The organism is Veillonellales bacterium (assembly GCA_039680175.1).
Classification (GTDB): Bacteria; Bacillota; Negativicutes; order JAAYSF01; family JAAYSF01; genus JBDKTO01.
In genome coordinates this window covers 76,593-100,964 of record JBDKTO010000030.1, presented here as the reverse complement: position 1 = coordinate 100,964, position 24,372 = coordinate 76,593, and the positions used below count along the sequence as shown (strand labels likewise).

Below are 24,372 nucleotides of genomic sequence, written 5' to 3'. Positions count from 1 at the left end.
TTTTTTGCGGGGAAACGCTTTTAGGAAATGGGGGAACGGTAATGTCAGATTTGCTGACGGTAATTCTGGCGGCAGGCAAAGGTACTCGTATGAAGTCAGCATTACCGAAGGTGCTTCATACTGTCGGCGGGAAACCAATGGTGCAGCAGGTCCTGGATGCCGCGAATCAGGCGGGATCATCCAGAAATATCGTAGTCGTTGGTTTTGGCGCCGATCAGGTGGAAGAAGTGATTGGAACTCAGGCGGAATTTGTGGTTCAGGAGCAGCAGCTTGGTACCGGTCATGCAGTGCGGCAGGCCGAAAGATTGCTGACAGATTTTAATGGCACTGTCATGGTTTTGTGTGGCGATACGCCTCTGCTGGAAGGGAAAACTCTGGCTGAATTGTATGCTGCGCATCAGGCTGCCGGAGCGGCGGCTACTGTGCTGACGGCCCGTATGCCGGATCCGGCAGGCTATGGCCGGGTTATTCGCGACGACAGCGGCCGGGTGCTCAAGATTGTGGAACAGAAGGATGCGAATCCGGCGGAATTAGCGGTTAATGAAGTCAATACCGGGATATACTGCTTTGACCGGGAAGCGTTATTCGAAGCATTGGCCGCTATTAACTGCGCCAATCAGCAGGGTGAATATTATCTGACCGATGTAATTGGCATCCTTACCGGGCAAAAGGCCAAGGTAGGGGCGGTAGTTGCTGAGGATTATCAGCAGACGCTGGGAATCAATTCCCGGCTGCAGCTGGCGGCAGCAGAGAAAATTCTGCGGCGCCGCAAATTGAATGAAGTTATGGAAAACGGTGTTACGATTATGGACCCGGACAGCACTTTTATTGATGCTGAAGTGACGATTGAACCGGATACGGTGATTTATCCTTTTACCTGGCTGGAAGGCGCAACCACTATCGGCCGGGGTTGCAGCATCGGTCCCGGCACCCGGATTCAGAATACTAAAATTGGCGACGAAGTAACGCTGCAGTTCACCTATGCCCATGACTGCCGGGTGGAAAATCATGTGACAGTGGGTCCTTATGTCCACCTGCGCCCGGATACCGTATTGTCGGAAGGCGTCAAGGTGGGCAATTTTGTTGAGGTGAAAAATTCTCAGGTGGGCAAAAACAGCAAGATTCCGCATCTCAGCTATATCGGCGATACCGATATGGGAGCCAGGGTCAATATCGGTTCCGGCACCATTACCGTTAATTATGACGGCAAAACGAAACACCGGACAACGATTGAGGATGAGGCGTTTATTGGCTGCAACAGCAACTTAGTAGCTCCGGTTACGGTTGGTAAAGGCGCTTATATAGGTGCCGGTTCAACCATTACGAAAAATGTGCCGTCGGTGGGTCTGGGCGTGGCCCGGGCCCGTCAGGTAAACATTGAAGGCTGGGTAGGCAAGCGAAAATCCTGACTTTTAAGAAAAAATGAAACAAAATGTGTTGGAGGCAAGATAATTCATGAGTTTAGCAGAGACGAAGAAGTTGCGATTGTTTACCGGAAATTCCAATCCGGCCTTGGCTGAGGAAATTGCCGCGCATCTGGGAGTTACGTTGGGCAGCGCCATGGTAGGACATTTCAATAACGGTGAAACCCAGGTGATTATTGACGAAAGCGTCCGCGGCAAAGAAGTTTTTATTATTCAGCCTACCTGTTATCCCGTTAATGACAGTGTGATGGAACTCTTAATCATGGTCGATGCCATGAAACGGGCTTCGGCCAAGCATATTACGGCTGTAGTGCCTTACTATGCCTATGCCCGTCAGGACCGGAAAACCCGCGGACGGGAGCCGATTTCCGCCAAACTGATGGCCAATCTGCTGACTACTGCCGGGGTAACCCGGGTGGTTACTATGGATCTTCACGCCGGCCAGATTCAGGGTTTCTTTGATATTCCGGTGGATCATCTTCCCGGTGTTCCCATTTTAGCTGATTACATTGCTTCCAAAAAATTAGAGGATATGATTGTCGTTTCTCCCGATTTGGGCGGTGTTACCAGGGCACGGCAGTTGGCCGACCGCCTCCATGCTCCGATTGCCATTATTGAAAAACGCCGCCCCATGCCCGGTGTGGCGGAAGTTATGAATCTGATCGGCAGTGTGGAAGGCAAGAATGCAGTCATTGTCGATGATATCATCGACACCGCCGGTTCTCTGACTGAGGGAGCCCGGGCCCTGGAACGTCTTGGCGCCAAAGAGGTTTATGCCTGCTGTACCCACGCCGTGCTCAGCGATCCGGCGGTACAGCGTGTCAAAGATTCCAACATTAAAGAACTGATTGTAACCAATACCATTCCGGTACCGCCGGAGAAACAGGATGGGAAGATTAAAATCCTGTCCGTAGCGCCTATTTTTGGGGAAGCCATTATCCGGATTTTCGGCGAGCTTTCCGTAAGCAAGCTGTTTGATTAAAAGATAAGAAAAGCCGCTAGCGCGTCTTCTCGGCACTTAGCACTTAGAAAAAAGATTCTAATTACGTATAAATTATTCTTTCTAAGATCGAAACCTCAAACGATGTATCTTAATAAAATGGCTGTTGGCTTCTGCCGGCGGCCATTTTTTTAGGGCCGACATTACGATATAATTGCAGTAAGACAGGAAGGTTGGTTATTGGGTTGGGCTTTTTGTATTGCAGGATGGATAAACATTACAAATAGCTGTAAAAGCTCAAAGGAGGAAAAGTAATGGAGCATAGCAGCAGTCACTTTATTAACGAGGATATAATCAGATATTTTAGTGAATTACAGTTTAGAATGAACATTTAGGAGCAAGGGGACGTTTATTTCGCTTCTCGCCTAAGATTCGTTAGAAGCGAATGAGCTCGTTTAGCTAAAGCTGAACAGCGAAGCTCCAGGTGGAGATTCTTATTCCACCTGGAGTCAGAAGCGAAGCTACCACGTATAGAAGTGGCAGTCTTGTGGTATGAATCCATGTAAAGGGTTTGCCTTCTTCCACCGGCAGCCATTTTTTTAGATCGGGAATTATGATATAATCGCAGTGAGGCAGGTGAGAATATGACCGGCTCAGTGATTATCAATCGGGCCCTGCCGGCTGATATACCGGCGATTGCCGCGTTGTTTACCGAGAGTTTTATCGAAAGTGTCCTGCATCATTGCGGGCGGCTGCCCAAGCCCCAGGCCATGGAGGATGTTTTCTCCCTGGTGTGGTCAGCGGAGCCGGCGGCGGCGCTGGTTGCCCGGAATGGTGAGAATGGGCGGATCGTTGGTTACTGTTTTGCGCCTACCGGACTGTCCCATTTGTGGGTGCGGGCTGTGCTGGGGGGGCATATACTAAAGTGGGCCTGGCGCTGGCTGACCGGCCGCTATGGCTTCGGGCTGCACCCGGTGAAGATTATTATGATGAATAAGCTGGCTTTTCTTCGGTCTTCGCTGCGGCCGGCGGCCGCAGTGAATGCCCGTATACTGTCGATTGCGGTGGCGGAAGATTGCCGGGGCCGGGGAATCGCGTCCCGGCTCATGGAAGCGGCAGTGGAATATTTTACAGCACAGCAGGCCAAACGGATCAGGCTGGAAGTAAGGCCGGACAATCTGCCGGCTGTCCGGGTGTATCAAAAAATGGGATTTTATCCCGGCGGCCGGACGGCGGATTCTCAGGGCGAGTGGCTGATTATGTTTAAGGAAATGGAGTAAAGTTTATGATAGATGGTAATATGCGGCTGATCAGCATGCTGGGACTCATAACCATCCTGGTTGTGGCCGGTTTGCTGCTGGATTATTTCCGGCTTCTCCGGCGCCCTCACAGATTGGGCATGTGGCTGGCACTGCTGGGCATTGTGGCCGGTCTGGGGTTGACGCTGAGCGCAGTGCTGCCAAACAATCACTTCTATGGTATGGCGTTTTCCGAAATCCCGACCAGCCGGAAAGAGTTGGCTCTGACTTTTGACGATGGTCCTTATCCTCCCTATACGGATCAGATATTGGATATATTAAAAGAATATCAGGTGCCGGCGACTTTTTTTGTTATCGGTCAAAATGCGGAAAAACATCCGGAATTGGTAGCCCGTATTGTCAGGGAGGGCCATCAGGTGGGCAATCATTCCTATCATCATGTTGATTTGCTGAAAGCCGATAGCAGTGTAATTGCTGCTGAAATTGACCGTACAAGTCAGGTGATTGCGAATATTACCGGGCAGCCGCCTAAGTTTGTGCGTCCGCCACATGGCTTCCGGGATCCCGTGGTGATGGAAGCCATGAACAAGCGGGGACTGACGGTGGTAGAGTGGTCGGTGATGAGTCGGGACTGGACCAACCCCGGGGTAGAGGCCATTGTGGAGCGGACGGTCGGCAAAGTGCAGAACGGTTCGGTGATTTTGCTGCACGACGGCGACGGTGTGGCGCAGGCCGCATCCCGGGCCCAGTCGGTTGAGGCAACGCGGCGGATTATTCAGCAGCTGCGGGCTCAGGGGTATACTTTTGTAACAGTAAATGAAATTTTAGCTAAACCGGAGGACGGACACAAGTGAAAATGATAGTGGGTCTGGGGAATCCCGGACAGGAATACAGCGGGACCCGCCACAATGTGGGGTTTATGGTTATGGATGAATTGGCCGGACGGTGGGAGGCTGCCGGCTGGCGCAGTAAACAGGACGCCCTGGTGACGGAATATCGTAGCGGCGGTGAACCGATTTTACTGGTTAAGCCTCAGACTTTTATGAATTTAAGCGGTACCGCGGTGGGGGCGTTGGCTCGCTGGCACAAGATACCGGCAGAAGATATTATTGCGATTTGCGACGATATGGATTTACCGGTCGGCCGGCTGCGGCTGCGGACAAAAGGCGGGTCCGGCGGACACAAAGGCATTGAATCCTTGCTGGTTCATTTGGGGCAAGACAATTTTTCCCGGATCCGGGTAGGCATCGGCCGCCCGCCGGCAGGCTGGGAAGTTGTGAATTATGTGCTCAGCCGGTTTACGGCGGAAGAGGCGCCCCTTATGGAAGCTGCCCTCAGCCGGGCGGCGGCGGCGGCAGAGTCCATTATCAACAAGGGCATGGTCAAGACCATGAACATATTCAATCAATAATGAGCCGGCCGAACCGGTAAATGGAGTGGGTAAGCGGTGTTGACAGCATTATATGCGGATAGTGAGGGAGAAATATTTGATGCACCGGGAGTTCAGGCCGTTGGCCGTATCGGGCGGGAAAATGTCTTGCTGAACCCGGCGGATATGATTCCTCTGCCGGAAGGCGCCGATTTGATGTTTTTGCCCGGCCGCCAGGCGCTTGGCGCTGAGAATGGCCGGATTTTACCGGTGAAGGGGAAGGTTTTGGCGGCGGCGGCTATTTTGCCGGTGGGCTATACCCGGACATTCCTGCCAGCTTTTGTCCGCGAACAAAAGGCGCCGATATTGCCTTTATACGGATATGCCGCAGTTGCCTTGTATAACGATCAGCTGTATGTGGCTGCAGTAAAAAGCGACGACAATGACAAATGGCATCCTTATCATTACAATACCCGGAATCTGAAAAAAAAAGTTGCATCAGTGGAAAAAGAACTGTCCGGCAACCGGATTGTGGCGCAGTTGGCCGGCTGTTCGCTCAAATGGCACTGTTGCACGGCGCAGAATTTGTTTTACCATCGGTGGGAAGCCGGCATTCCCACATCGCCGGTTTGCAATGCCAACTGCTTTGGCTGTATTTCCCTGCAGCCGGCACAGTGCTGCCCTTCTCCCCAGAACCGGATTGACTTTAGACCTACAGCGGAAGAAATTGCTGCAGTAGGAATTTATCATCTAGCCTCGGCTCCGGAAGCAATTATTAGCTTTGGCCAGGGCTGCGAGGGGGAACCTTCTCTTGCCGCCGGGGAAATTGCCGCCGGCGTGCGGCAAATCCGCCGGGCTACCGAGAAGGGCATTATCAATATCAATACTAACGCCGGATTTACCGAGGGAATCCGGTCCATTGTGGATGCCGGGCTGGACAGTATGCGGGTCAGTATCATCAGCGGCATACCGGAAACGTATCAGGCGTATTATCGCTGCAGCTATGAATTGGCGGATGTAAAGGCTTCTATAGCTTATGCCAAGTCTCGCGGCGTGTATGTCTCCTTCAATATGCTGTCTTTCCCCGGACTGAATGACCGGCCGGAAGAACTGGCGGCCTGGGAAGAATTGATTGGGGAAACCAGCGTGGATATGATTCAACTGCGGAATTTAAACATTGACCCGGATGAATTTTTAGCGATTATGCCCCCTGCCAAACAGCCGCCATTGGGAGTTAAAGCTTTTTTGCGGCGGTTGTCGGCGCGTTTTCCTGCTTTGGCAGTCGGCAGTTTCAGCCGCTATTTGGGCAAGAATCATTAACGAAGCGGTTAATCGGTTGACCGGGAGACACCATCGGGCTTACAAGCAAATCGGGTTCAATATCTGCCACAATCACCGCCGGTTTGTTTGCAGCAAGAGCGGCTTGAAACGATTTTTTGAATTGACGCGGCGTTTTCGCGCTAAAGGCGGCCGCGCCGTTAACAGTCGCAAAACCGGTAAAATCAAAATCAGACAATTCGGTAGACATGTAACGATGGTTGAAGAACAAATGCTGCCACTGGTGTACCATTCCCAGGGATTTATTGTTAAATATGACGCAGATAACCGGCAGTCCTTCATCTACCGCTGTATGCAATTCCATACCCGTCATCTTAAATCCGCCATCTCCGGCGATTAAAATGACACGTTTGTCGGGAGTGGCTGCCTGCGCTCCTAATGCCGCCGGCAGCCCAAATCCCATTGTTCCCAATCCCCCCGCAGTGATCCAGGAACGCGGGCTGCTGATTTTCAGGTATTGTGCCGCCCACATTTGATGCTGGCCCACATCCGTAACCCAAGTGACAGGAAAGTCTGCGGCTGCTTCGGACAGGTAATTCATAATCCAGGGGGGATTTAATGTTTTGTCGTCATAAACGGGCAGAAAATTTTGCCGCCACATTTCGATCTTTTGCCACCAATTATGGATGTCGCTCCAGGGATTCGGCTGCAGTATTTTAGTTAGCTGAAGCAAAGAATACTTCAATCCGCCGACAACTGTTATATCGGTGCTGATATTCTTGCCGCATTCGGCCGGATCAACATCGCAATGGATGATCGTTTTTCCCTGGGAATATTGGTTGATATCGCCGGTTATTCTATCGCTGAAGCGGGTTCCAACCGCCAGAACGACATCGGCATGATGCACGGCCAGATTGGCGGCCTTATGTCCGTGCATGCCGGTCAGCCCAAGAAAATAAGGCTGACCGGCAGGAAAAGCATCCAATCCCATAAGCGTACTTACAACGGGAATACGGGTAGAACGAACGAAGTCTAACACCTCGGCGCAGGCATTGCCTGTTTTTACTCCGCCGCCGATAAGCATGACAGGCTGTCTGGCTTTGGCTAAAGCTGCCGCAGCCGCTTTAATGGCGGTTTTATTGGCGTAGGCCGGCACTGTATTCCAAGCCGCTTTTTGCCGCGCAGCATAATACTCCGCCGTACCGGTCAGCACATCTCTTGGCACATCAATCAGCACCGGCCCCGGCCGGCCGCTGGCGGCAAGCATGAATGCCTGGTCGATGATGCCGGGCAGGCTGTTTATATCCCGAACGAGGAAATTATGCTTAGTAACCGGCATAGTAATACTGATAATATCAACTTCCTGAAAAGCATCACTGCCGAGCAGGGCGGTAGCTACCTGGCCTGTAATTGCAACAACCGGCGATGAATCAAGAAAAGCTGTTGCCAAACCGGTAACTAAATTGGTTGCGCCCGGTCCCGATGTGGCTATGCATACGCCTACTTGTCCCGAGGCGCGGGCATAACCATCAGCGGCATGGACGGCTCCTTGTTCGTGTATAGTCAATATATGGCGGATAGGAGAATCATACAGAACATCGTAAAAAGGCATAATGGCTCCACCCGGGTAACCAAAAATAACGCTGACACCGTGACGCAATAAACACCTTTCCATAATTTTGCTGCCGGAAACTTTCATGGTCGTATAATCCTCCAACAAGCATTAGTCTTTCTTTAACCAGGACATCATGGGCCGCAGCTTTTTACCGACGCTTTCAATGGGATGAGACGCTTTTTTTCTGCGCAGGGCGTTAAAAGTCGGTCGGTTTGCCTGATTCTCCAAGATCCATTGCTTGGCGAACGAGCCATCCTGGATTTCAGCTAATATCTGGCGCATTTCAGCTCGGGTGGATTCGGTAATAATCCGCTGTCCCGCAACATAATCGCCAAATTCGGCGGTATCACTGATGGAGTGACGCATTGCGGCCATTCCGCCCTCGTACATTAAATCCACGATTAGTTTCATTTCATGCAGACATTCGAAGTAAGCCAGTTCCGGCTGATAGCCGGCTTGGGTCAGCGTTTCAAAACCGGCACAGACCAGTTCGGTCAGTCCGCCGCAGAGAACTGCCTGCTCACCAAACAGATCGGTCTCTGTTTCTTCCGCAAATGTCGTCGCCAAAACTCCTGCCCTGGTGCCGCCGATACCGCGTGCATAAGCAAGCGCCAATTCCTTAGCCGTACCTGTGTTGTCATGATAAACCGCAAACAGGCAGGGAACACCTTTGCCCTCGGTAAAAGTCCGCCGTACCAGATGCCCCGGTCCCTTGGGAGCAACCATAAAAACATCAACATCATCAGTCGGCTGGATTTGGCCGTAATGAATATTAAAGCCGTGAGCAAAAGCTAAAGCGGCTCCTTTCTGTAAGTACGGGGCGACTTCCTGCCGGTAAACAGCAGCCTGCTTTTCGTCAGGTAAAAGCATCATGACAATATCCGCCCGGGATACCGCATCGCGTACTGTGGTTACATTCACCCCGTCACCTTCCGCCTTAGCCCAGGATTTACTGCCTTCATAGAGTCCTACAGTTACTTTGATACCGCTGTCCTGAAGGTTTAAAGCATGAGCCCGCCCTTGACTGCCATAACCGAGTACGGCGACATGCTTGTTTTTTATAACCTCCCAATTTGCATCATGATCATAATATAATTTTGCCATAAAAATTTCCTCGCTTTCTTTTTCTACTATAATTCGCTTTTTTGATTTTGCCGGTTTAATTGAGCGTTGAACAGGTACAGCTTCCTATTGCGCTCTTATCCGGCCGGATATCGGCATGGATGACGCCGACCAGTTTTAAGATGTTAGGCAGCAGTTGACCAGACCGCTTATTATGACCGGACACGACAGCTGTTACCCGGATGCATTCCAACTTATCATCAGGAACAGCTAACAGGCTTTCTACCCAATAGCCACGCCGGTAAATCAGCCCGGTCAGTCTTACCAGAGAATCATCCTGGTGCTGCAGCAAAATCGAAAGTATCTGTGTCATAACAGAGACCTCCTTTCTTTTAAATTAAAAAATCCGCCCCTGCTGCATGCTGTCAGCATGCAACAGGGGCGGATAATTCCGCGGTACCACCCTGCATTTTACTCATTTCATCGGCCATCACCGACTGCTCCTGTAACGTAGAGCTTACGCCTTCAGCTAGGGTATTCGGCGGGATAAAAAGCTTCTGTTTGCCGAAATACTTTCGTAAAGGAGTTCGTGGGTGATTTAGAAAAGACCATACCGCTCCGGTTCGCACCAACCACCGGCTCTCTGCTGCGGTTTGCTTGATCTATTCCGCTCCCAGTCATTACTTTTTGAGTAGAATCATGATATGAAAATAAACAAAGGAATTCTTGTTGGACTTCCTTTTGCACAATTGGCTATTACAAATGATATATTGTATACATTATTACAGGGAATAATTCTTTTGTCAATAGAATTTGTAATATTTTTTAAGACGGCATTAACAATTGAGAAGTATGTTTCAGCAAAACAAGGTTGCACATCAGAAAGGGGTATGCTATAATTGTCTGGTATAAACCCAGGTGGAATACTATTATGCCTGCGGCATGAGATAATATTAAAAAAACCCACCGCTGAAGGGTACAAAGCGAGGTGCAATATCCATGAAAGAAAAAATTCATCCTAAATTTGGTGAAGCAAAGGTTATTTGCGGGTGCGGCAATACTTTTGTAACTGGTTCTACAAAAAAAGAGCTGCGCGTCGATGTATGCTCCAAATGCCATCCCTTCTTCACCGGCCAGCAGCGTAATGCGGCTGCGGGCGGGCGTATTGAGAAATTCAATAAGCGTTACGGCCAGGAAGGCTAAACGGCTAGCAGAGCAGCGATGCTCTGCTTCATTTATAATAAATAAGGCTGCCGGTTTTATTGCAGCCGGGGAGGGAATACCGTGAAATCAAGGATTAATATTGGCGGGCAAGCGGTAATTGAGGGCGTGATGATGCGCGGACCATCACTTATCGCTACTGCCGTGCGGGAACCGTCAGGCGAAATTACCGTAAAAAAAGATACCCTTACTTCCGTCACCGACCGGTATCCTATCCTGAAACAGCCAATGATTCGTGGCGTTGTGGCTTTGATAGAATCATTGATCTATGGCCTGAAGGCATTATCTTTTTCGGCTCAGGCTGCCGGGGAAGAAGGAGAAGAACTGACGGCCAAGGAAATTGTCCTGACGATGCTGTTTGCCCTCGGATTGGCCATTGTGTTATTTGTTATAATTCCGACGTATGCGGCAAAATATATTCATAGCTCCATTACCGACCCCCGGATGTTGAATTTGTTCGAAGGCATTCTCCGGCTGGCAATTTTTTTGGCTTATATCGGCGGGATATCGATGATGAAGGATATCCAGCGGGTGTTTGAGTATCATGGCGCCGAGCATAAGACCATTCATGCTTATGAAGCCGGAGTTCCGCTGGATGTGGAGCATGTGCGGACTTTCAGCACACTGCATCCCCGTTGCGGCACGAATTTTCTGCTGATTGTTATGTTGGTCAGTATTTTTGTGTTCGCCTTTCTCGGCTGGCCGGATTTATGGCTGCGAATTGTTTCCCGCATTGTCCTGATGCCGCTTGTGGCCGGAATTGCCTACGAAATGATCCGGTTTGCCGGTCGGAGTGAAAAAAAGTGGGTAGCTTATGCAATTTTGCCCGGTCTGTGGCTGCAAAAGCTGACGACAAGAGAGCCCAGCGATGATCAGCTTGAAGTGGCCATCCGCTCACTGGAAGCGGTTCGTCCCACTGATGATAAACTGGTACTGTAAGATGCGGAATACTTTAGAAGGCCCGTTGCAGGTGAAGAAGCGAAAGCTGCCTGCAACAGCGGGTGCAAGAGGAGAACGGCATGCTTGACAAATTACAGGTCTTAGAAGATAGATATTGTGAACTGGAGTCCCTGATCAGCGATCCGTCGGTGATGGCGGATATGCCCCAGTGGCAGCAGCATACCAAGGCTCTTGCCAAGCTGAGTCCGATTGTAACTAAATTCCGGGAATATAAAAAAGTCCGGCAGGGATTGGAAGATGCCCGGGAAATGCTGAAGGAGAAGCTGGATGAGGACTTTCATGCTATGGTAGAAGCTGAATTTACCGAATTGAAGCAGCAAAATGTCAAACTGGAAGAAGAACTGACAGTATTGCTGCTGCCGAAAGATCCCAATGATGAAAAAAGTGTTATTGTGGAAATCCGCGGCGGCGCCGGCGGCGATGAAGCGGCTTTGTTTGCCGGTGATTTGTTCCGCATGTATACCCGCTATGCGGAAAGCAGGGGCTGGAAGACGGAAATACTGGATGCCAACGCCCCTGATTTAGGCGGGTTTAAGGAAGTCGTTTTTGCCGTTGTGGGGGAAGGCGCTTACAGCCGTTTGAAATATGAAAGCGGCGTACACCGGGTACAGCGGGTGCCGACTACCGAATCCAGCGGCCGCATTCATACGTCCACGGTGACGGTGGCAGTACTGCCGGAAGCGGAAGAAGTGGAAGTGGACATTAACCCCGTTGATTTAAAAATTGATACCTATTGTGCCAGCGGTGCCGGCGGGCAGCATGTCAACCGGACTGAGTCGGCGGTGCGCATCACCCATCTGCCAACCGGCGTGGTAGTAACCTGCCAGGATGAAAAATCTCAGTTTAAAAACCGGGATAAAGCCATGCGGGTGCTGCGGGCCAGGCTGCTGGAGCTGGCTCAGGCCGAGCAGCATGCGGAAGTGGCGGAAAACCGGAAAAGCCAGGTAGGCACCGGCGACCGCAGTGAACGGATTCGTACCTATAATTTTCCTCAGGGACGGGTTACCGATCACCGCATCGGGCTGACACTGCATAAACTGGATTTTGTGTTAAACGGCGATTTGGATGAATTAATTGACGCGCTGGTCACAGCCGGTCAGAGCGAGCAATTGAAACAGGTTGAATAACATGAACAAACAGAAGAAAGTTTGGACCATTGGCAGCATTTTAACATGGACTAGGCAGTACTTTGGCGAGAAAGGGGTGGATAATCCACGACTTGATGCCGAGGTACTGCTTTCCCACATTCTGGATAAGGACCGGTTGCATTTATATGTGAATTTTGATCAGCCCCTGCAGCCGGCAGAACTGGCAGCTTTTCGTGATGCTGTAAAAAAACGGGTTATGCGGATTCCGGTGGCGTATATAACCGGACATAAAGAATTTATGGGATTGGATTTTACTGTAGCCCCGGCAGTCCTCATTCCCCGGCCGGATACGGAAATTCTGGTGGAAACGGCTTTGAACCGGCTGAAGGGGGCGGAGTCTCTCCGCCTTTTGGATATGGGTATCGGCAGCGGCGCCATCCTGATCAGTCTGCTGGTAAAACTTCCTCAGGCCCAGGGGGTGGGGGTGGATATATCCCAGGATGCCTTGCAGGTGGCGGAGAAAAACGGAGAGCACCTTGGGGTGGCAAACCGACTGGAATTATGTCGGGGTGATTTGTTTGCTCCGGTGGCCGACCGAGAATTTGATGCTGTTTTGTCCAATCCCCCCTATATCCCTGATGGGGATATCAGTCAATTGACGCCGGAAGTCCGGCGGGAGCCCCGGCTGGCTCTGGCCGGCGGTAATGACGGACTGGACTTTTACCGGCGGATCATTGATCAGGGCGGCAAACTGTTGAGCTCCGGTGGGTTTATCGCTCTGGAAGTGGGCGTTCATCAGGCCGGGCAGGTAGCATCTCTGGCGGCCGCCGGACAGGAACTTGTAGTTGCGGCTATAGTAAAGGATTACGCCGGAATTGAGAGGGTAGTCGTGTTGGAGAAGAAATGAATCGAGGTTATATAATATGAATACAGAGTTGTTTACCGTTGATCGGAATTGCCCGGACAGTATTTTGCTGGCGAGGGCGGCGGATATTTTAAAGCAGGGCGGACTAGTGGCGTTTCCCACGGAAACAGTGTACGGACTGGGAGCCAATGGACTGGATGATCGGGCGGTAAGAAGAATTTATCAGGCGAAAGGCAGACCTTCCGATAATCCGTTGATTTTACATGTTTCCGCTATTAGCGAAGTACAGAGACTGGTGGCGGATATCCCGGCCAACGCCCGGGCGCTGATGGAGCGCTACTGGCCGGGTCCTTTGACATTGGTGCTGAAACGGCGGCCGGTGGTGCCGGATATCGTTACCGGCGGACTGGATACGGTAGCTATCCGTTTTCCTGATTCCGCGGTGGCCAGACAATTGATTCGTTTGGCCGGTGTGCCGGTAGCGGGGCCCAGCGCCAATTTGTCCGGCCGGCCCAGTCCTACTACCGCTCAGGCTGTTTGGAATGATTTGAACGGCAGGATTGAGGCCATTTTGGATGCCGGACCCTGTGAAGTGGGTGTGGAATCGACTGTTGTTGACTGCACTACACCGGTTCCGACACTGCTGCGGCCGGGTGGCCTTACGTTGGAAATGTTGACAGATACGTTGGGAGTTGTCGAGGTGGACCCCGCCTTAGGGGGAGTAAAAAAAGATGTGGTTCCCCGTTCACCGGGAATGAAATACAGGCATTACGCTCCGAAGGCGCCGATGACGCTGCTGGAGGGAGCCGCCGGTCCTTTGGTAAAGCGGCTGCATCAGGAAATCAAACAGGCCCTCGCCAACGGACAAACTGTCGGGGCGGTGGTATCCGATGAAACAGCTGCGCTGCTGCCGCCGGAAGTCAGAACGGCGGCTTACGGTTCAAGACAGGACGCAGGAGAAATTGCCGCACATTTGTATACGGCGCTTCTCTCCTTTGATGATCGGCCGGTAGACCTTATTTTCGGCGAGGGTATATCCGAAGCGGGATTGGGATTGGCGGTTATGAATCGATTGCGCAAGGCCAGCGGGTATCGGATTATTAAGGTGTAGGGCTTTTGGCTGTTAGCTGTTGGCTCATAGCTAACAGCCCATCGCCAACAGCCAACTCCCCCTTCCCGTCATATCCTTTCTTTGCCCCTCATATACATTAGTCGGAGGGGATGGCTGTGAGCGGAGTTGAATTATTTGTCTTAAGTGTGGCCTTGGGAACGGATTTATTTTCCGTGGCCATACCCATAGGGATGAGGCGGGTGCGGCTGAAAGTAATTTTGCGGGCTGCAGCAGTATTTGCCCTGTTTCATATTGTCATGATTCTGACGGGATATTATGTGGGCCACCGGCTGGGGACGGTGGTAGAGTATTTTGGTTCTTATCAGACAGATTGTCCGGCTGTGGTGGTACAAAACTGGGCCGGCGTGGTGGGCTCATTGGTTTTGATTGGCTTAGGCTTATATATGATGAAAGAAAACTTGCAGGGCAGTCCAAATTATGCTCCGCAGAAACATCCCCTGCAGGGCACCTCTCTTCTGATGCTGGCTTTTAGTGTCAGTGTGGATGCTCTGGCGGCCGGATTCAGCATGGGAATGATGGACGTTGATTTAGTAAAGCTGAGCATCATCCTGGGAGTTGTAATTTTCGGCATTGCAGCCGTGGGCCTGGGATTGGGCCGGCGGGCCGGGCGTTATTTTGGTTCCCGGTCGGAAATCATTGGCGGCGGGGTACTGATTTTGCTGGGAATTCATGTATTGTCGACCACATTGGCCATTTGACGATTAGCTTGCGGTTGTTGAAAAAGATGCTAGTTCTAAATCCGGACGGACATACTAAAGGGAGGTTGAGCAGCCGTGCTGCAGATTGTATTTGTTTGTACAGGCAACACTTGCCGCAGTCCCATGGCTGAGGCATTATTGCGGGAAAAAATCGGACAAGCCGGCATGACGGATCGAATTACCGTATCTTCCGCCGGCATGACTGCTTATGGGCAGATGACTGCTTCGCGGGGGGCGGCTTCGGCGATGGAGCGGCAGGGAATTGATTTGTCCGGCCACCGTTCCCGGCTGCTTACAGCTCAGATAACTGCTGCCGCCGGCTTGATTTTAACAATGACGGCAGAACATAAACGGGTTGTTTTGTCCATTGCCCCGGAAGCGGCGGAGAAAGTGTTTACCCTGACGGAGTTTGCGGACGATTCCGGTGAAGTTGCCGATCCTTACGGCGGTGATACGGCAGTGTATCAGTTATGTGCCCGGCAGATCCGCCGGTTGTTGGACAAGTCCTGGGAAAAAATTGTCGCTTTAGCAGGAAAAAGCAATTGAGTGGCGAAAGATGACGAATAGATTGTAAGGAGGTTGTCAGTTTTGTTAGTGGCTATTGGCAGCGATCATGGCGGGTTTCATCTAAAAGAAGAGATAAAGCAATTATTAGCGGAAAATAGAATTGAATTTCACGATTTCGGCACTCATTCGACAGAATCCGTCGATTACCCCGACATTGCCCGGAGCGTGGGTCAGGCTGTTGCTTCCGGTCAGTGTGAGCGGGGCATTATTATATGCGGCACCGGTATTGGCGTCAGCATTGCCGCCAATAAAATAAAAGGAATCCGGGCGGCATTGTGCCATGACGTCTTTTCGGCTCAGATGTCCCGGGAGCATAATGATGCCAATATTCTGACCATGGGAGAACGGGTTATCGGACCCGGCTTGGCAGGGATGATTGTCATGACCTGGCTGAAGACGGAATTTGCCGGCGGACGTCATGGCCGCCGGGTTGGTAAAATTACAAAATTGGAATCTTTGTGCCATTGAACCATGCAATCTTCCTGAAGGAAAAATTGAGGTGATGGATATGGATACGGATTTAAAAATGATTGGCTTGCAGGCGAAAGAAGCACTGGCCGAACTGCTGCAGACTGCGCAGCTTACAGCCGGTCAGATTGTGGTCGTAGGCTGCAGTACCAGTGAAGTACGGGGAGCTCGAATCGGTTCGGCCGGCTCGGCGGAAGTGGCTGCCGCTTTATTAAACGGTTTGACGGAAGTCTGTGCCGGGGCACAGGTGCATTTGGCCATCCAGTGCTGTGAACATTTGAACCGGGCATTGGTAGTGGAACGGTCGGTTATGGAGAACTATCAATTGGAGCAGGTGTCTGTCCGGCCGATACCTCATGCCGGCGGGGCTTTAGCCGCTCAGGCCATGCAGGACTTTACCGATCCGGTGGTAGTGGAATTTATTTCCGCCCACGCCGGGCTGGATATTGGCAGTACGCTGATTGGAATGCACTTAAAGCGGGTTGCCGTGCCGGTCAGGCTGAAAAACAAACAGGTGGGGCAGGCGTTGGTGACAGCAGCCAGGACAAGGCCGAAACTGATTGGCGGAGTCCGGGCGGTATACGAGTAGGCAATATTATTTTACATACATATGGAGGCTAGTATATGAGTATTCTTTCTCAAATTGATCCCGAAATTGCTCAAGCTATTAATTTGGAGCGTCAGCGGCAGCAGCAGAAACTGGAACTGATTGCATCGGAAAATTTTGTCAGCAAGGCAGTATTGGAAGCTCAGGGGTCGGTATTAACCAACAAATATGCGGAAGGATATCCGGGACGTCGTTACTACGGCGGCTGCGAGTATGTGGATATTGTTGAAAAGCTGGCCATCGACCGGGCAAAAACTTTATTTGGCGTCGAGCATGTCAATGTTCAGCCCCATTCCGGCGCTCAGGCCAATACCGCCGTTTATTTTGCTTTGCTCAAGCCGGGGGATACTATTTTAGGAATGAACCTGTCCCACGGCGGACATTTGACTCACGGCAGTCCGGTTAATATTTCCGGCAAATATTTTACGATTGTGCCTTATGGTGTCGATAAAGACACCCAGCGGATTAATTATGACCAAGTTGAAGTGCTGGCAAGGGAACATCATCCCAAGCTGATTGTCGCCGGAGCCAGTGCTTATCCCCGCATAATTGATTTTGCCCGCATGGGTGAAATCGCCCATTCAGTCGGGGCGCTGCTGATGGTGGATATGGCTCATATCGCCGGCTTGGTAGCGGCGGGGCTGCATCCGACCCCGGTGGGACATGCCGATATCGTGACGACCACTACTCATAAAACGCTACGGGGGCCAAGGGGCGGCATGATCATGTGCGGCGCCGAACTGGCTCCGGCTATCGACAAGGCGATTTTCCCCGGAACCCAGGGTGGTCCGCTGATGCATGTGATTGCCGCTAAGGCGGTAGCCTTGAAAGAGGCAATGAGCGAGGAATTCAAATTGTATCAGGAACAAATTATCAAGAATGCCAAAGCTTTGGCGGACAAGCTGCTGCAGTCGGGCTTTACTCTGGTTTCCGGCGGTACGGACAATCACTTGCTGCTGGTTGACGTACGGGGACAGAATTTAACCGGCAAACAGGCGGAAAAATTACTGGATGAAGTCGGTGTAACAGTGAATAAAAATACAATTCCTTTTGATCCCGCCAGTCCTTTTGTGACCAGCGGCATTCGGATCGGGACACCGGCGCTGACTTCGCGGGGTATGAAGGAAGAGGACATGCTGGTGGTAGGGGAGATCATTGCTTCCGTGCTAAGCAAGCCTGAGGACAGTTATACGAAATCCCGCGCTGTAAGCATGGTCGCCAAGCTGTGCGGCAAGTATCCGTTATATGAATAATTTGGCTTAGAGGGGAGAACATTGACTGATGCAGGTAAAGATTATTGATCACCCGTTAGTTCAGCACAAATTGTCGCTGCTTCGCGACGTCAAAACCGGACCGAAGGAATTCCGTGAGCTGCTTGAGGAAATCGCCATGCTCATGGCCTATGAGATCACCCGGGATTTGCCTTTGGAAGAAACGAAGATCACGACGCCCCTTACGGAATGTGTCTGTAAGACACTGACCGGCAAAAAAATCGGTATTGTGCCGATACTGCGGGCCGGCCTGGGAATGACCGGCGGCGTGCTGAAACTGATCCCGGCGGCAAAGGTCGGTCATGTTGGTTTGTATCGTGACCCGAAGACACTGCAACCGGTGGAATACTACTGTAAACTGCCCACCGATGTGGAGGAACGGGACTTTGTGGTAATTGATCCTATGCTGGCTACCGGCGGTTCGGTAATCGCCACCCTGGATATTTTGAAACGCAAAGGAGCCAAGCATATCAAGCTGATGTGTCTGGTGGCGGCACCGGAGGGAGTGCTTGCTGTCAACCGGCAGCATCCGGATGTGGAGGTTTATGTGGCTTCAGTGGACGAAAGACTGAATGATCACGGCTATATTGTTCCCGGTCTGGGAGATGCCGGCGATCGGATTTTTGGCACGAAATGATCAGGCCATCCTGGGATGAATATTTTATGGACATTGTCCGGGTTGTTGCGACCCGTTCCACTTGTCTCAGACGGCAGGTGGGAGCCGCCATTGTTAAGGATAAACGGGTGCTGACCACAGGCTACAATGGTGCGCCTCAGGGATTGGCTCACTGTATTGAGGCGGGCTGTCTGCGGGAGACCTATCACATCCCTTCCGGTCAGCGCCACGAATTGTGCCGGGGCCTGCATGCCGAGCAAAATGCCATTATTCAGGCAGCCTTCCATGGGGTGGCGATTAAGGGCGCGACTTTGTATTGTACCCATCAGCCTTGTTCCGCCTGTACCAAAATGATTATTAATGCCGGAATCAAGCGGATTGTATATGAGAATGGTTATCCCGACCCCTTGGCGGTAAAGCTGGCCGGGGAGGCCGGGGTTGACAGTGAGCATATGCCGCAAGAAAATAGTGGGGATAGCAAGTAGCAAAACCTTATAGTTTTACGTCTCAGGAATAACGACGAAAAGCAAGGCTTATCATTGTTGGTAAGCCTTGCTTTTCGTTTACGGGTTCAATTACCGGCCGCAGTCTAATAAATTCTTATGCTACGGCTCTTAGCATTTTCATTTCTTCCGAGTTAAACAGTTTACTCAAATCCAGTATAATCAGCAGCCGGTCATCCCTTTTGCCGATGCCTCTGATAAATTGATTGGAATTTGCGATTCCATTTGCTGCTTCGATAGCAGTATCTTCAAGCCGTATTACTTCCGTGACCGTGTCGACCACGATCCCCATTTCCTGGCCTGCTGTTTCAACGATTAGCGCCTGCTTATCAGAATTTTTCTCTAGCTGCAGTTCAAACTTGGCGGCAAGGTCGATTACGGGAATGATTTTGCCGCGAAGATTTATCATTCCTTCCATATACGCAGGCGTGTCAGGCAGTTTGGTAGCCCCGTTATAGCGGATGATTTCCCTGACATGAGCTATAGAAACAGCATATTCTTCAGCTGCCAGTTGAAAAACGACAAGTTGTTCGGTTGCCATGATATGCACCCATCCTTTACCATTATACTTGAAACTTGCTTACAGCCGTCTGAAGATCCTGAGCCATTTTTGCCAGACTTTGGCTGGAAGCGGCGATTTCTTCCATAGATGCCGATTGCTCCTCCGTAGCCGCGGAGACTGTCTGGGACTCACCGGATGCCTTTTTGCTTAATTTATCAATTTTCTTTACCGATTCTACAATCTGTTGGCTGCCCACTGCCATTTGCTCAATGGCGGTGGAAATTTCCTGCACCTGGCTCGATACGGTTGTGACCAGAGTTGCGATTTCCCGGAAGGCTTGTCCGGCAGCATTGACGATTTCCGCTCCCAGTTTAACTTCCTTAGTTCCGTCATTCATGGCGATGACTGCTTTGTCGGTATTGCCCTGAATTTCATTAATCAGGGAAGCAATTTGTTTAGCCGCTTCCTGGGACTGTTCCGCCAGTTTGCGCACTTCTTCCGCAACTACGGCAAAGCCCCGGCCCTGTTCACCGGCACGGGCTGCTTCGATGGCGGCATTTAACGCCAGGAGGTTGGTTTGGCCGGCAATGCCGGAGATTGTATCCACAATCTGGCCGATTTCCTTGGAACGCTCTCCTAATAGCGTTACTACCTCGGCGGAGGCAGTAACCGTCTGCTCGATGCTGGTCATTTGTTCTACGGCTTTATCTACCGCTTTGTTTCCTTCGTTGGCCTTGTCGGCAGTCTGGGCCGATTGTCCGGCTACCTCGTTGGTGTTGGCGGCCACTTGCTGAATACTGGCCGACAACTGTTCCACCACGGCGGAAGTATCATTTGCTGCGGCTAACTGTTCTTCCGCGCCTTTTGCCACATCGGTAATGGAGGTGGCAACTTGATTGGCCGCCTGAGCCGACTGCTCGGAACTGGCAGTCAGCTCTTCGCTGGATGATGCTACCTGTTCGGCGTTTTCCGTAACTTGCCTGATCAGTGTCTTAAGCGCCGTTACCATAGTATTGAAGGATGCTGCCAGCTGGCCGATTTCGTCCTGACTGGTAACCTTTACTTGCTGCGTTAAATCACCGTTGGCTACTTTTTCGGCAACAGCGGCTAACTGATTGACCGGACGGGACATACGGCGGGCGGCGAAAAAGCCGATGAGAATGCCCAGAACGGCAGACAATAAAGCGGCAGCAATGGAGATATTTTTGGCTTGATTGGAATGTTCCACGGCCTTGTTTAAACTGTCGTTGATTTCCTTGTTGCGGAAGGATTGAGCTTCAGCTGTTTTGTTATCTAAGGCTTTAGCGATGGGGTTCATTTCGCTGCTCAGAATTTGCAAGGCTTCCTCCTGATGGCCGGCTTGCACCAAAGGAATAAATTTTTCTTCAGTAATTTTTGAGTATTTGTCATCTAAAGCTTTTACTTCCACAGCCAAGCGCTTTCCCTCCGCTGTAGTAGATGTTTGAATTAATTCCTCTTCCAGCTTGCTGTTTTCATCGGCCGCATTTTTGTAACCGCTGAGAAATTGCGGGCTTTTGGTAATAAAATATCCCCGCGTATTGGCTAATTCATCACTGGAGTTGGTATTGATTTTGCTCATTTTTAGCAGCCGCGGCAGCGAGGTATTATTTACATTGGTAACTATATCCGTCACGTCATTGACTTTCCAGATGGTGTAGGCAAACCCCAATGAGGTCACCAGTACAACCAGCAGAAAATAGGCTACCATTTTCGTCGTCAGATTCATTTTCATTTCTTCCCTGCTTCTTTGTTTTGCGAAGCAGGTTCACCTCCTTTATGTAGTAAGATTGCGGTTAATAGGGTGTGAGATTATTTAAAAGAGTAAACAGTACTCTGAATTTTTGCCGGGAATCAAGGTGGTTTATTTCTAAAAAAAACGTCGACCAATACAGGGTCAAACCAGGTGCCGCTTCCCTCCCGGATCACTTTCAATGACTCCTGCGGGGACATCGCCTTGCGATAACAGCGATCGGAAGTAATTGCTTCATATACATCTGCGAGCGTTAATATGCGTGAAATTAAAGGGATACCCTCGCCGGAACTGCCTGAGGGATAGCCGGTGCCATTAAATTTTTCGTGATGATGCAAAACGATTTTGGCTATATGATGCAGCTGCCGGGACCCGTTTAGGATTTGATAGCCGTATTCAGGGTGACGCTTTATAATTTCAAATTCGGAATGGGTTAATTTTCCGGGTTTAGTTAATATGGTGTTAGAAATCTTCATTTTACCAATGTCATGAAGTAGGGCGGCGTCGGATATATCCTGAATTATCGGCGCGGCAAGATCAAGGCCGGCTGCCAGTTCCATGGCCAGACGTTGTACTTTAAAGGAATGTTCGGCTGTATAGCGATCATAATCAGCGATCAAACTCAGAAAGGAACTTACTATTTCCGGCATTGTTTGCAAAGAAGCTATAATTTTTATTTTAGAAAACATATCATCATCCCTTGAGGCGTAATGTAACACAATAGACTTGTGTTACATTACGCCTTTTTTATTCATCAAACAAGGTTTGTATTTAAAGTAACATATTGTATAATTTATAGATGATAAGTAACATAAAACAGGAGATGTGGTTTGATGAAATATGTAGAGCCGATACGATCTAAAAAGCAGATCGACAATATGAAACGCTACTTAAAAAAGAGCAATTTGCGCGACTATCTTCTTTTTGTTCTCGGTATCAATAGTGGCTTGCGAATTTCGGATTTATTACTGTTAACAATAGACGATGTAAAAGAGAAAAATAGAATCATCATAAAAGAGAAAAAAACAGGGAAAACAAAAGATTTTCCTTTATCCGATACTTGTAAAAAAGCGATAAAGGAATATTTGGCTAATATTCATTCTGCGGGGAAATGGCTGTTTAAAAGCAAAAAAGGAGATCGGCCGATTACCAGGATACAAGCGTATAGAATTATCAATACAGCGGCCCGGGCAATAGGAATTAAGGATGCGATCGGGACCCATACCTTACGCAAAACATTCGGTTATTGGACGTATAAAAGCGGGGTAGATATCATTAAGATTCAAAAATTACTGAATCATTCGGCATCAAGCATAACCTTGGCCTATATTGGAATCACCAAAGATGAATTAGATAATATTTATATTAATTTGAATTTATAAAAAATCATTAGCGAAAAAGGAGGAATGATAGGAGAAAAGAAGAAATAATAGAAAAAAAAGGAACATAAGGAGAAAATTGTGTCGAAAAAAGTCGTTATGATGTAACAAAAGTCTATTGTGTTACTATAAAATAGCAGCAAAAACAGGATTTTTGGCCTTAATAGAAGAATACGTATTTAAGCCGAGGTTGCAGAACGATAGGAATAGATTGACTCGTCCGATATTCTCGCTGCAGGGCTTAGGGTCCAGCGTTAATAATAGCTGGGTTTGAAATTACCCTTAGGAGCATCTTATGATTCCATTAAAAGGGCTGTTGCTGCCGTTTTTTTTCCTCGTCTGGTGGTGGACGGCTGCCGCTTTGCAGCTGGTCAACAGTTATTTGATTCCGTCGCCGGCAGCCATATTACATACAGCGGCGGTGCTGCTGGAAAAAGGGATACTGGTGCATCATGTGGAAACAAGCCTGTACCGGGTATTTACCGGCTTCACTATTACTTTTTTTCTGGCCTTTCCCCTGGCGGTGCTGCTGGGAATGAACCGGCGGCTGGAAGCTTATTTTGATCCGGTCCTCAATTTTATCCGGCATGTTCCGCCGATTTCCTGTATTCCCCTGCTTATTCTTTGGTTCGGGATTGGCGAGGCTTCCAAAATGGCAGTGATTATTCTGGCAGCGTTTTTCCCCATTTTCTTAAACTCTCTGGAAGGCATTGCCCAGTGCGATTCGCAGCTGATTGAGGTGGGACAATCCTTTGGTTTTAGCAGGAAACAGCAATTCCTGAAAATTATTTTGCCGGCATCACTGCCCGCCGTTATTCTGGGCATGCGGCTGGGGCTGGGATACAGCTGGCGGGCTTTGATTGGGGCGGAACTTATCGCTGCTTCCGCCGGTATCGGCTATATGATTATTGAAGCCGAAGAGCTTTCCCGGCCGGATATTGTCATTGTCGGCATACTGGTCATCGGCTTGTTTGGCTATGTGATTGATTACGGATTTCTCAAGCTTACCCGGCTGCTTTTGCCATGGAATCGAAAGAAGGCGGAACATGACAGCTTTAGTGCTAAGGGGGCTTTATAAACAGTATTCGCTCCACGGGCAGCCGGTCAATGCCTTGACGAATGTCAATCTTACGGTGGAGCATGGCAGTTTCGTTACGATAGTCGGCAGGAGCGGTTGTGGAAAAACAACGCTGCTGCGGGTTATCGGCGGGCTGGAAAGTTTGTCTGCCGGCCAAATTATTTTTACGCCGCCTGGTACGAAGGTGGGAATGGTATTCCAGGAACCCCGCCTAATGCCCTGGCTGACGGTGGAACAGAATATGGCTCTGGGAATGGGGCAGGCGGCCGGCAAGGAAAAAGTTAGGCAAACTACAAGCCGCTTTTTGGCAATGCTGGGCCTTACTTCATTCAAAAACGCCTACCCGGATCAATTGTCAGGCGGTATGGCTCAGCGGGCGGCTTTAGGACGGGTTTTATGCTATGATCCCGACATTATCCTGCTGGATGAACCTTTGAGTGCGCTTGATGCTTTTACAAGGCGAAATCTGCAAAAGGAGTTAGTGAATATTTTTCGAACTCAGCAAAAAACCATTTTGTTTGTTACTCATGATGTGGATGAAGCCTTACTATTGGGCCAGCGAGTGCTGATTATGGAAAATGGCGGGATTGTCGGCGAATTTACAGTGTCCTTTCCGTATCCCCGCAATTCCTCCGGTGAAGATTTTTATCGGCTGCGGGAAGAATTGCTGGGGGCAATACAGGGCGGCATTGAATAAAA

At 50.1% G+C, this 24,372-nt stretch carries 27 protein-coding genes; 21 read left to right on the top strand and 6 right to left on the bottom strand.

Translation table 11 applies throughout. The annotated features are described in order from the left end of the window. Positions 1-41 precede the first annotated feature (41 nt). The 6 genes from glmU (at position 42) to ABFC84_05215 (ending at position 6,312) form a co-directional block, all read left to right on the top strand. The gene (gene glmU, locus ABFC84_05240) at positions 42-1,409 is read left to right on the top strand and encodes a bifunctional UDP-N-acetylglucosamine diphosphorylase/glucosamine-1-phosphate N-acetyltransferase GlmU (GenBank protein ID MEN6412159.1); all 1,368 of its coding nucleotides are present in this window, start codon (positions 42-44) and stop codon (positions 1,407-1,409) included. A gap of 46 nt (positions 1,410-1,455) precedes the next feature. Next, positions 1,456-2,406 (top strand): ribose-phosphate pyrophosphokinase, encoded by a 951-nt coding sequence (locus tag ABFC84_05235; protein MEN6412158.1) that lies wholly within the window; start codon positions 1,456-1,458, stop codon positions 2,404-2,406. A 602-nt stretch (positions 2,407-3,008) separates the two neighbouring features. Further along, positions 3,009-3,644, top strand: a complete 636-nt coding sequence (locus ABFC84_05230; protein ID MEN6412157.1) for a GNAT family N-acetyltransferase — start codon at positions 3,009-3,011, stop codon at positions 3,642-3,644. A gap of 5 nt (positions 3,645-3,649) precedes the next feature. Beyond that, positions 3,650-4,477, top strand: a complete 828-nt coding sequence (locus ABFC84_05225; protein ID MEN6412156.1) for a polysaccharide deacetylase family protein — start codon at positions 3,650-3,652, stop codon at positions 4,475-4,477. Between the two features lie 2 nt (positions 4,478-4,479). Continuing rightward, complete coding sequence (pth, locus tag ABFC84_05220) at positions 4,480-5,034, top strand: aminoacyl-tRNA hydrolase (GenBank protein ID MEN6412155.1); 555 nt, start codon at positions 4,480-4,482, stop codon at positions 5,032-5,034. A gap of 36 nt (positions 5,035-5,070) precedes the next feature. Next, positions 5,071-6,312 carry a radical SAM protein gene (locus tag ABFC84_05215; protein ID MEN6412154.1) on the top strand — a complete coding sequence of 414 codons (1,242 nt, stop codon included), beginning with the start codon at positions 5,071-5,073 and terminating at the stop codon, positions 6,310-6,312. Here the strand turns inward: ABFC84_05215 and ilvB are convergent. From ilvB to ABFC84_05200, 3 genes are read right to left on the bottom strand one after another with little or no spacing between them, the layout of a single operon-like run. Further along, the gene (gene ilvB / locus ABFC84_05210) at positions 6,284-7,945 is read right to left on the bottom strand and encodes a biosynthetic-type acetolactate synthase large subunit (protein ID MEN6412153.1); all 1,662 of its coding nucleotides are present in this window, start codon (positions 7,943-7,945) and stop codon (positions 6,284-6,286) included. The two genes, ABFC84_05215 and ilvB, sit on opposite strands and share 29 nt — an antisense overlap. A gap of 48 nt (positions 7,946-7,993) precedes the next feature. Continuing rightward, positions 7,994-8,989, bottom strand: a complete 996-nt coding sequence (gene ilvC, locus ABFC84_05205; protein ID MEN6412152.1) for a ketol-acid reductoisomerase — start codon at positions 8,987-8,989, stop codon at positions 7,994-7,996. Positions 8,990-9,044: 55 nt separating this feature from the next. Continuing rightward, entirely contained in the window at positions 9,045-9,320 is a 276-nt protein-coding gene (locus ABFC84_05200; protein MEN6412151.1) for an acetolactate synthase small subunit, read from the bottom strand. A gap of 626 nt (positions 9,321-9,946) precedes the next feature. Between ABFC84_05200 and rpmE the strand changes: the two genes are divergently transcribed. From rpmE to ABFC84_05140, 12 genes are all read left to right on the top strand, one after another. After that, positions 9,947-10,150, top strand: a complete 204-nt coding sequence (rpmE, locus tag ABFC84_05195) for a 50S ribosomal protein L31 (protein ID MEN6412150.1) — start codon at positions 9,947-9,949, stop codon at positions 10,148-10,150. A 129-nt stretch (positions 10,151-10,279) separates the two neighbouring features. Next, entirely contained in the window at positions 10,280-11,107 is an 828-nt protein-coding gene (locus tag ABFC84_05190; protein MEN6412149.1) for a DUF1385 domain-containing protein, read from the top strand. A gap of 80 nt (positions 11,108-11,187) precedes the next feature. Further along, positions 11,188-12,255, top strand: coding sequence for a peptide chain release factor 1 (prfA, locus tag ABFC84_05185; GenBank protein MEN6412148.1), 1,068 nt, complete (start codon positions 11,188-11,190; stop codon positions 12,253-12,255). A 1-nt stretch (position 12,256) separates the two neighbouring features. After that, the gene (prmC, locus tag ABFC84_05180) at positions 12,257-13,123 is read left to right on the top strand and encodes a peptide chain release factor N(5)-glutamine methyltransferase (GenBank protein ID MEN6412147.1); all 867 of its coding nucleotides are present in this window, start codon (positions 12,257-12,259) and stop codon (positions 13,121-13,123) included. A gap of 16 nt (positions 13,124-13,139) precedes the next feature. Continuing rightward, positions 13,140-14,192, top strand: coding sequence for an L-threonylcarbamoyladenylate synthase (locus tag ABFC84_05175; protein MEN6412146.1), 1,053 nt, complete (start codon positions 13,140-13,142; stop codon positions 14,190-14,192). 116 nt (positions 14,193-14,308) lie between these two features. Beyond that, the gene (locus tag ABFC84_05170; GenBank protein MEN6412145.1) at positions 14,309-14,911 is read left to right on the top strand and encodes a manganese efflux pump MntP family protein; all 603 of its coding nucleotides are present in this window, start codon (positions 14,309-14,311) and stop codon (positions 14,909-14,911) included. Between the two features lie 75 nt (positions 14,912-14,986). After that, positions 14,987-15,457: a low molecular weight protein arginine phosphatase gene (locus tag ABFC84_05165; GenBank protein ID MEN6412144.1), complete on the top strand. Its 471-nt coding sequence runs from the start codon at positions 14,987-14,989 to the stop codon at positions 15,455-15,457. Positions 15,458-15,499: 42 nt separating this feature from the next. Then, positions 15,500-15,946, top strand: coding sequence for a ribose 5-phosphate isomerase B (gene rpiB, locus ABFC84_05160; protein MEN6412143.1), 447 nt, complete (start codon positions 15,500-15,502; stop codon positions 15,944-15,946). Between the two features lie 40 nt (positions 15,947-15,986). Beyond that, positions 15,987-16,535 (top strand): TIGR01440 family protein, encoded by a 549-nt coding sequence (locus ABFC84_05155; GenBank protein ID MEN6412142.1) that lies wholly within the window; start codon positions 15,987-15,989, stop codon positions 16,533-16,535. Positions 16,536-16,570: 35 nt separating this feature from the next. Then, complete coding sequence (gene glyA / locus ABFC84_05150; GenBank protein MEN6412141.1) at positions 16,571-17,806, top strand: serine hydroxymethyltransferase; 1,236 nt, start codon at positions 16,571-16,573, stop codon at positions 17,804-17,806. Positions 17,807-17,834: 28 nt separating this feature from the next. Then, entirely contained in the window at positions 17,835-18,461 is a 627-nt protein-coding gene (gene upp, locus ABFC84_05145) for a uracil phosphoribosyltransferase (protein MEN6412140.1), read from the top strand. Further along, entirely contained in the window at positions 18,458-18,925 is a 468-nt protein-coding gene (locus ABFC84_05140; GenBank protein ID MEN6412139.1) for a cytidine/deoxycytidylate deaminase family protein, read from the top strand. Before upp ends, ABFC84_05140 begins: the two co-directional genes overlap by 4 nt. Positions 18,926-19,040: 115 nt before the next feature. On the opposite strand, the gene ABFC84_05135 is transcribed toward ABFC84_05140, so the two are convergent. From ABFC84_05135 to ABFC84_05125, 3 genes are all read right to left on the bottom strand, one after another. Continuing rightward, positions 19,041-19,484 (bottom strand): chemotaxis protein CheW, encoded by a 444-nt coding sequence (locus ABFC84_05135; GenBank protein MEN6412138.1) that lies wholly within the window; start codon positions 19,482-19,484, stop codon positions 19,041-19,043. A 22-nt stretch (positions 19,485-19,506) separates the two neighbouring features. Then, a complete protein-coding gene (locus tag ABFC84_05130) occupies positions 19,507-21,198 on the bottom strand; it encodes a methyl-accepting chemotaxis protein (GenBank protein ID MEN6412137.1) in 1,692 nt (563 codons plus the stop codon). 119 nt (positions 21,199-21,317) lie between these two features. Next, positions 21,318-21,905, bottom strand: a complete 588-nt coding sequence (locus ABFC84_05125) for an HD-GYP domain-containing protein (protein MEN6412136.1) — start codon at positions 21,903-21,905, stop codon at positions 21,318-21,320. 144 nt (positions 21,906-22,049) lie between these two features. Here ABFC84_05125 and ABFC84_05120 point away from each other — a divergent pair, with 144 nt between their 5' ends. The 3 genes from ABFC84_05120 to ABFC84_05110 all read left to right on the top strand — a co-directional run bounded on the left by ABFC84_05120 (position 22,050) and on the right by ABFC84_05110 (position 24,370). Continuing rightward, positions 22,050-22,598 carry a site-specific integrase gene (locus ABFC84_05120; protein MEN6412135.1) on the top strand — a complete coding sequence of 183 codons (549 nt, stop codon included), beginning with the start codon at positions 22,050-22,052 and terminating at the stop codon, positions 22,596-22,598. Positions 22,599-22,890: 292 nt separating this feature from the next. After that, positions 22,891-23,673, top strand: a complete 783-nt coding sequence (locus ABFC84_05115) for an ABC transporter permease (protein ID MEN6412134.1) — start codon at positions 22,891-22,893, stop codon at positions 23,671-23,673. Beyond that, complete coding sequence (locus tag ABFC84_05110) at positions 23,642-24,370, top strand: ABC transporter ATP-binding protein (protein ID MEN6412133.1); 729 nt, start codon at positions 23,642-23,644, stop codon at positions 24,368-24,370. Before ABFC84_05115 ends, ABFC84_05110 begins: the two co-directional genes overlap by 32 nt. Positions 24,371-24,372 lie beyond the last annotated feature (2 nt).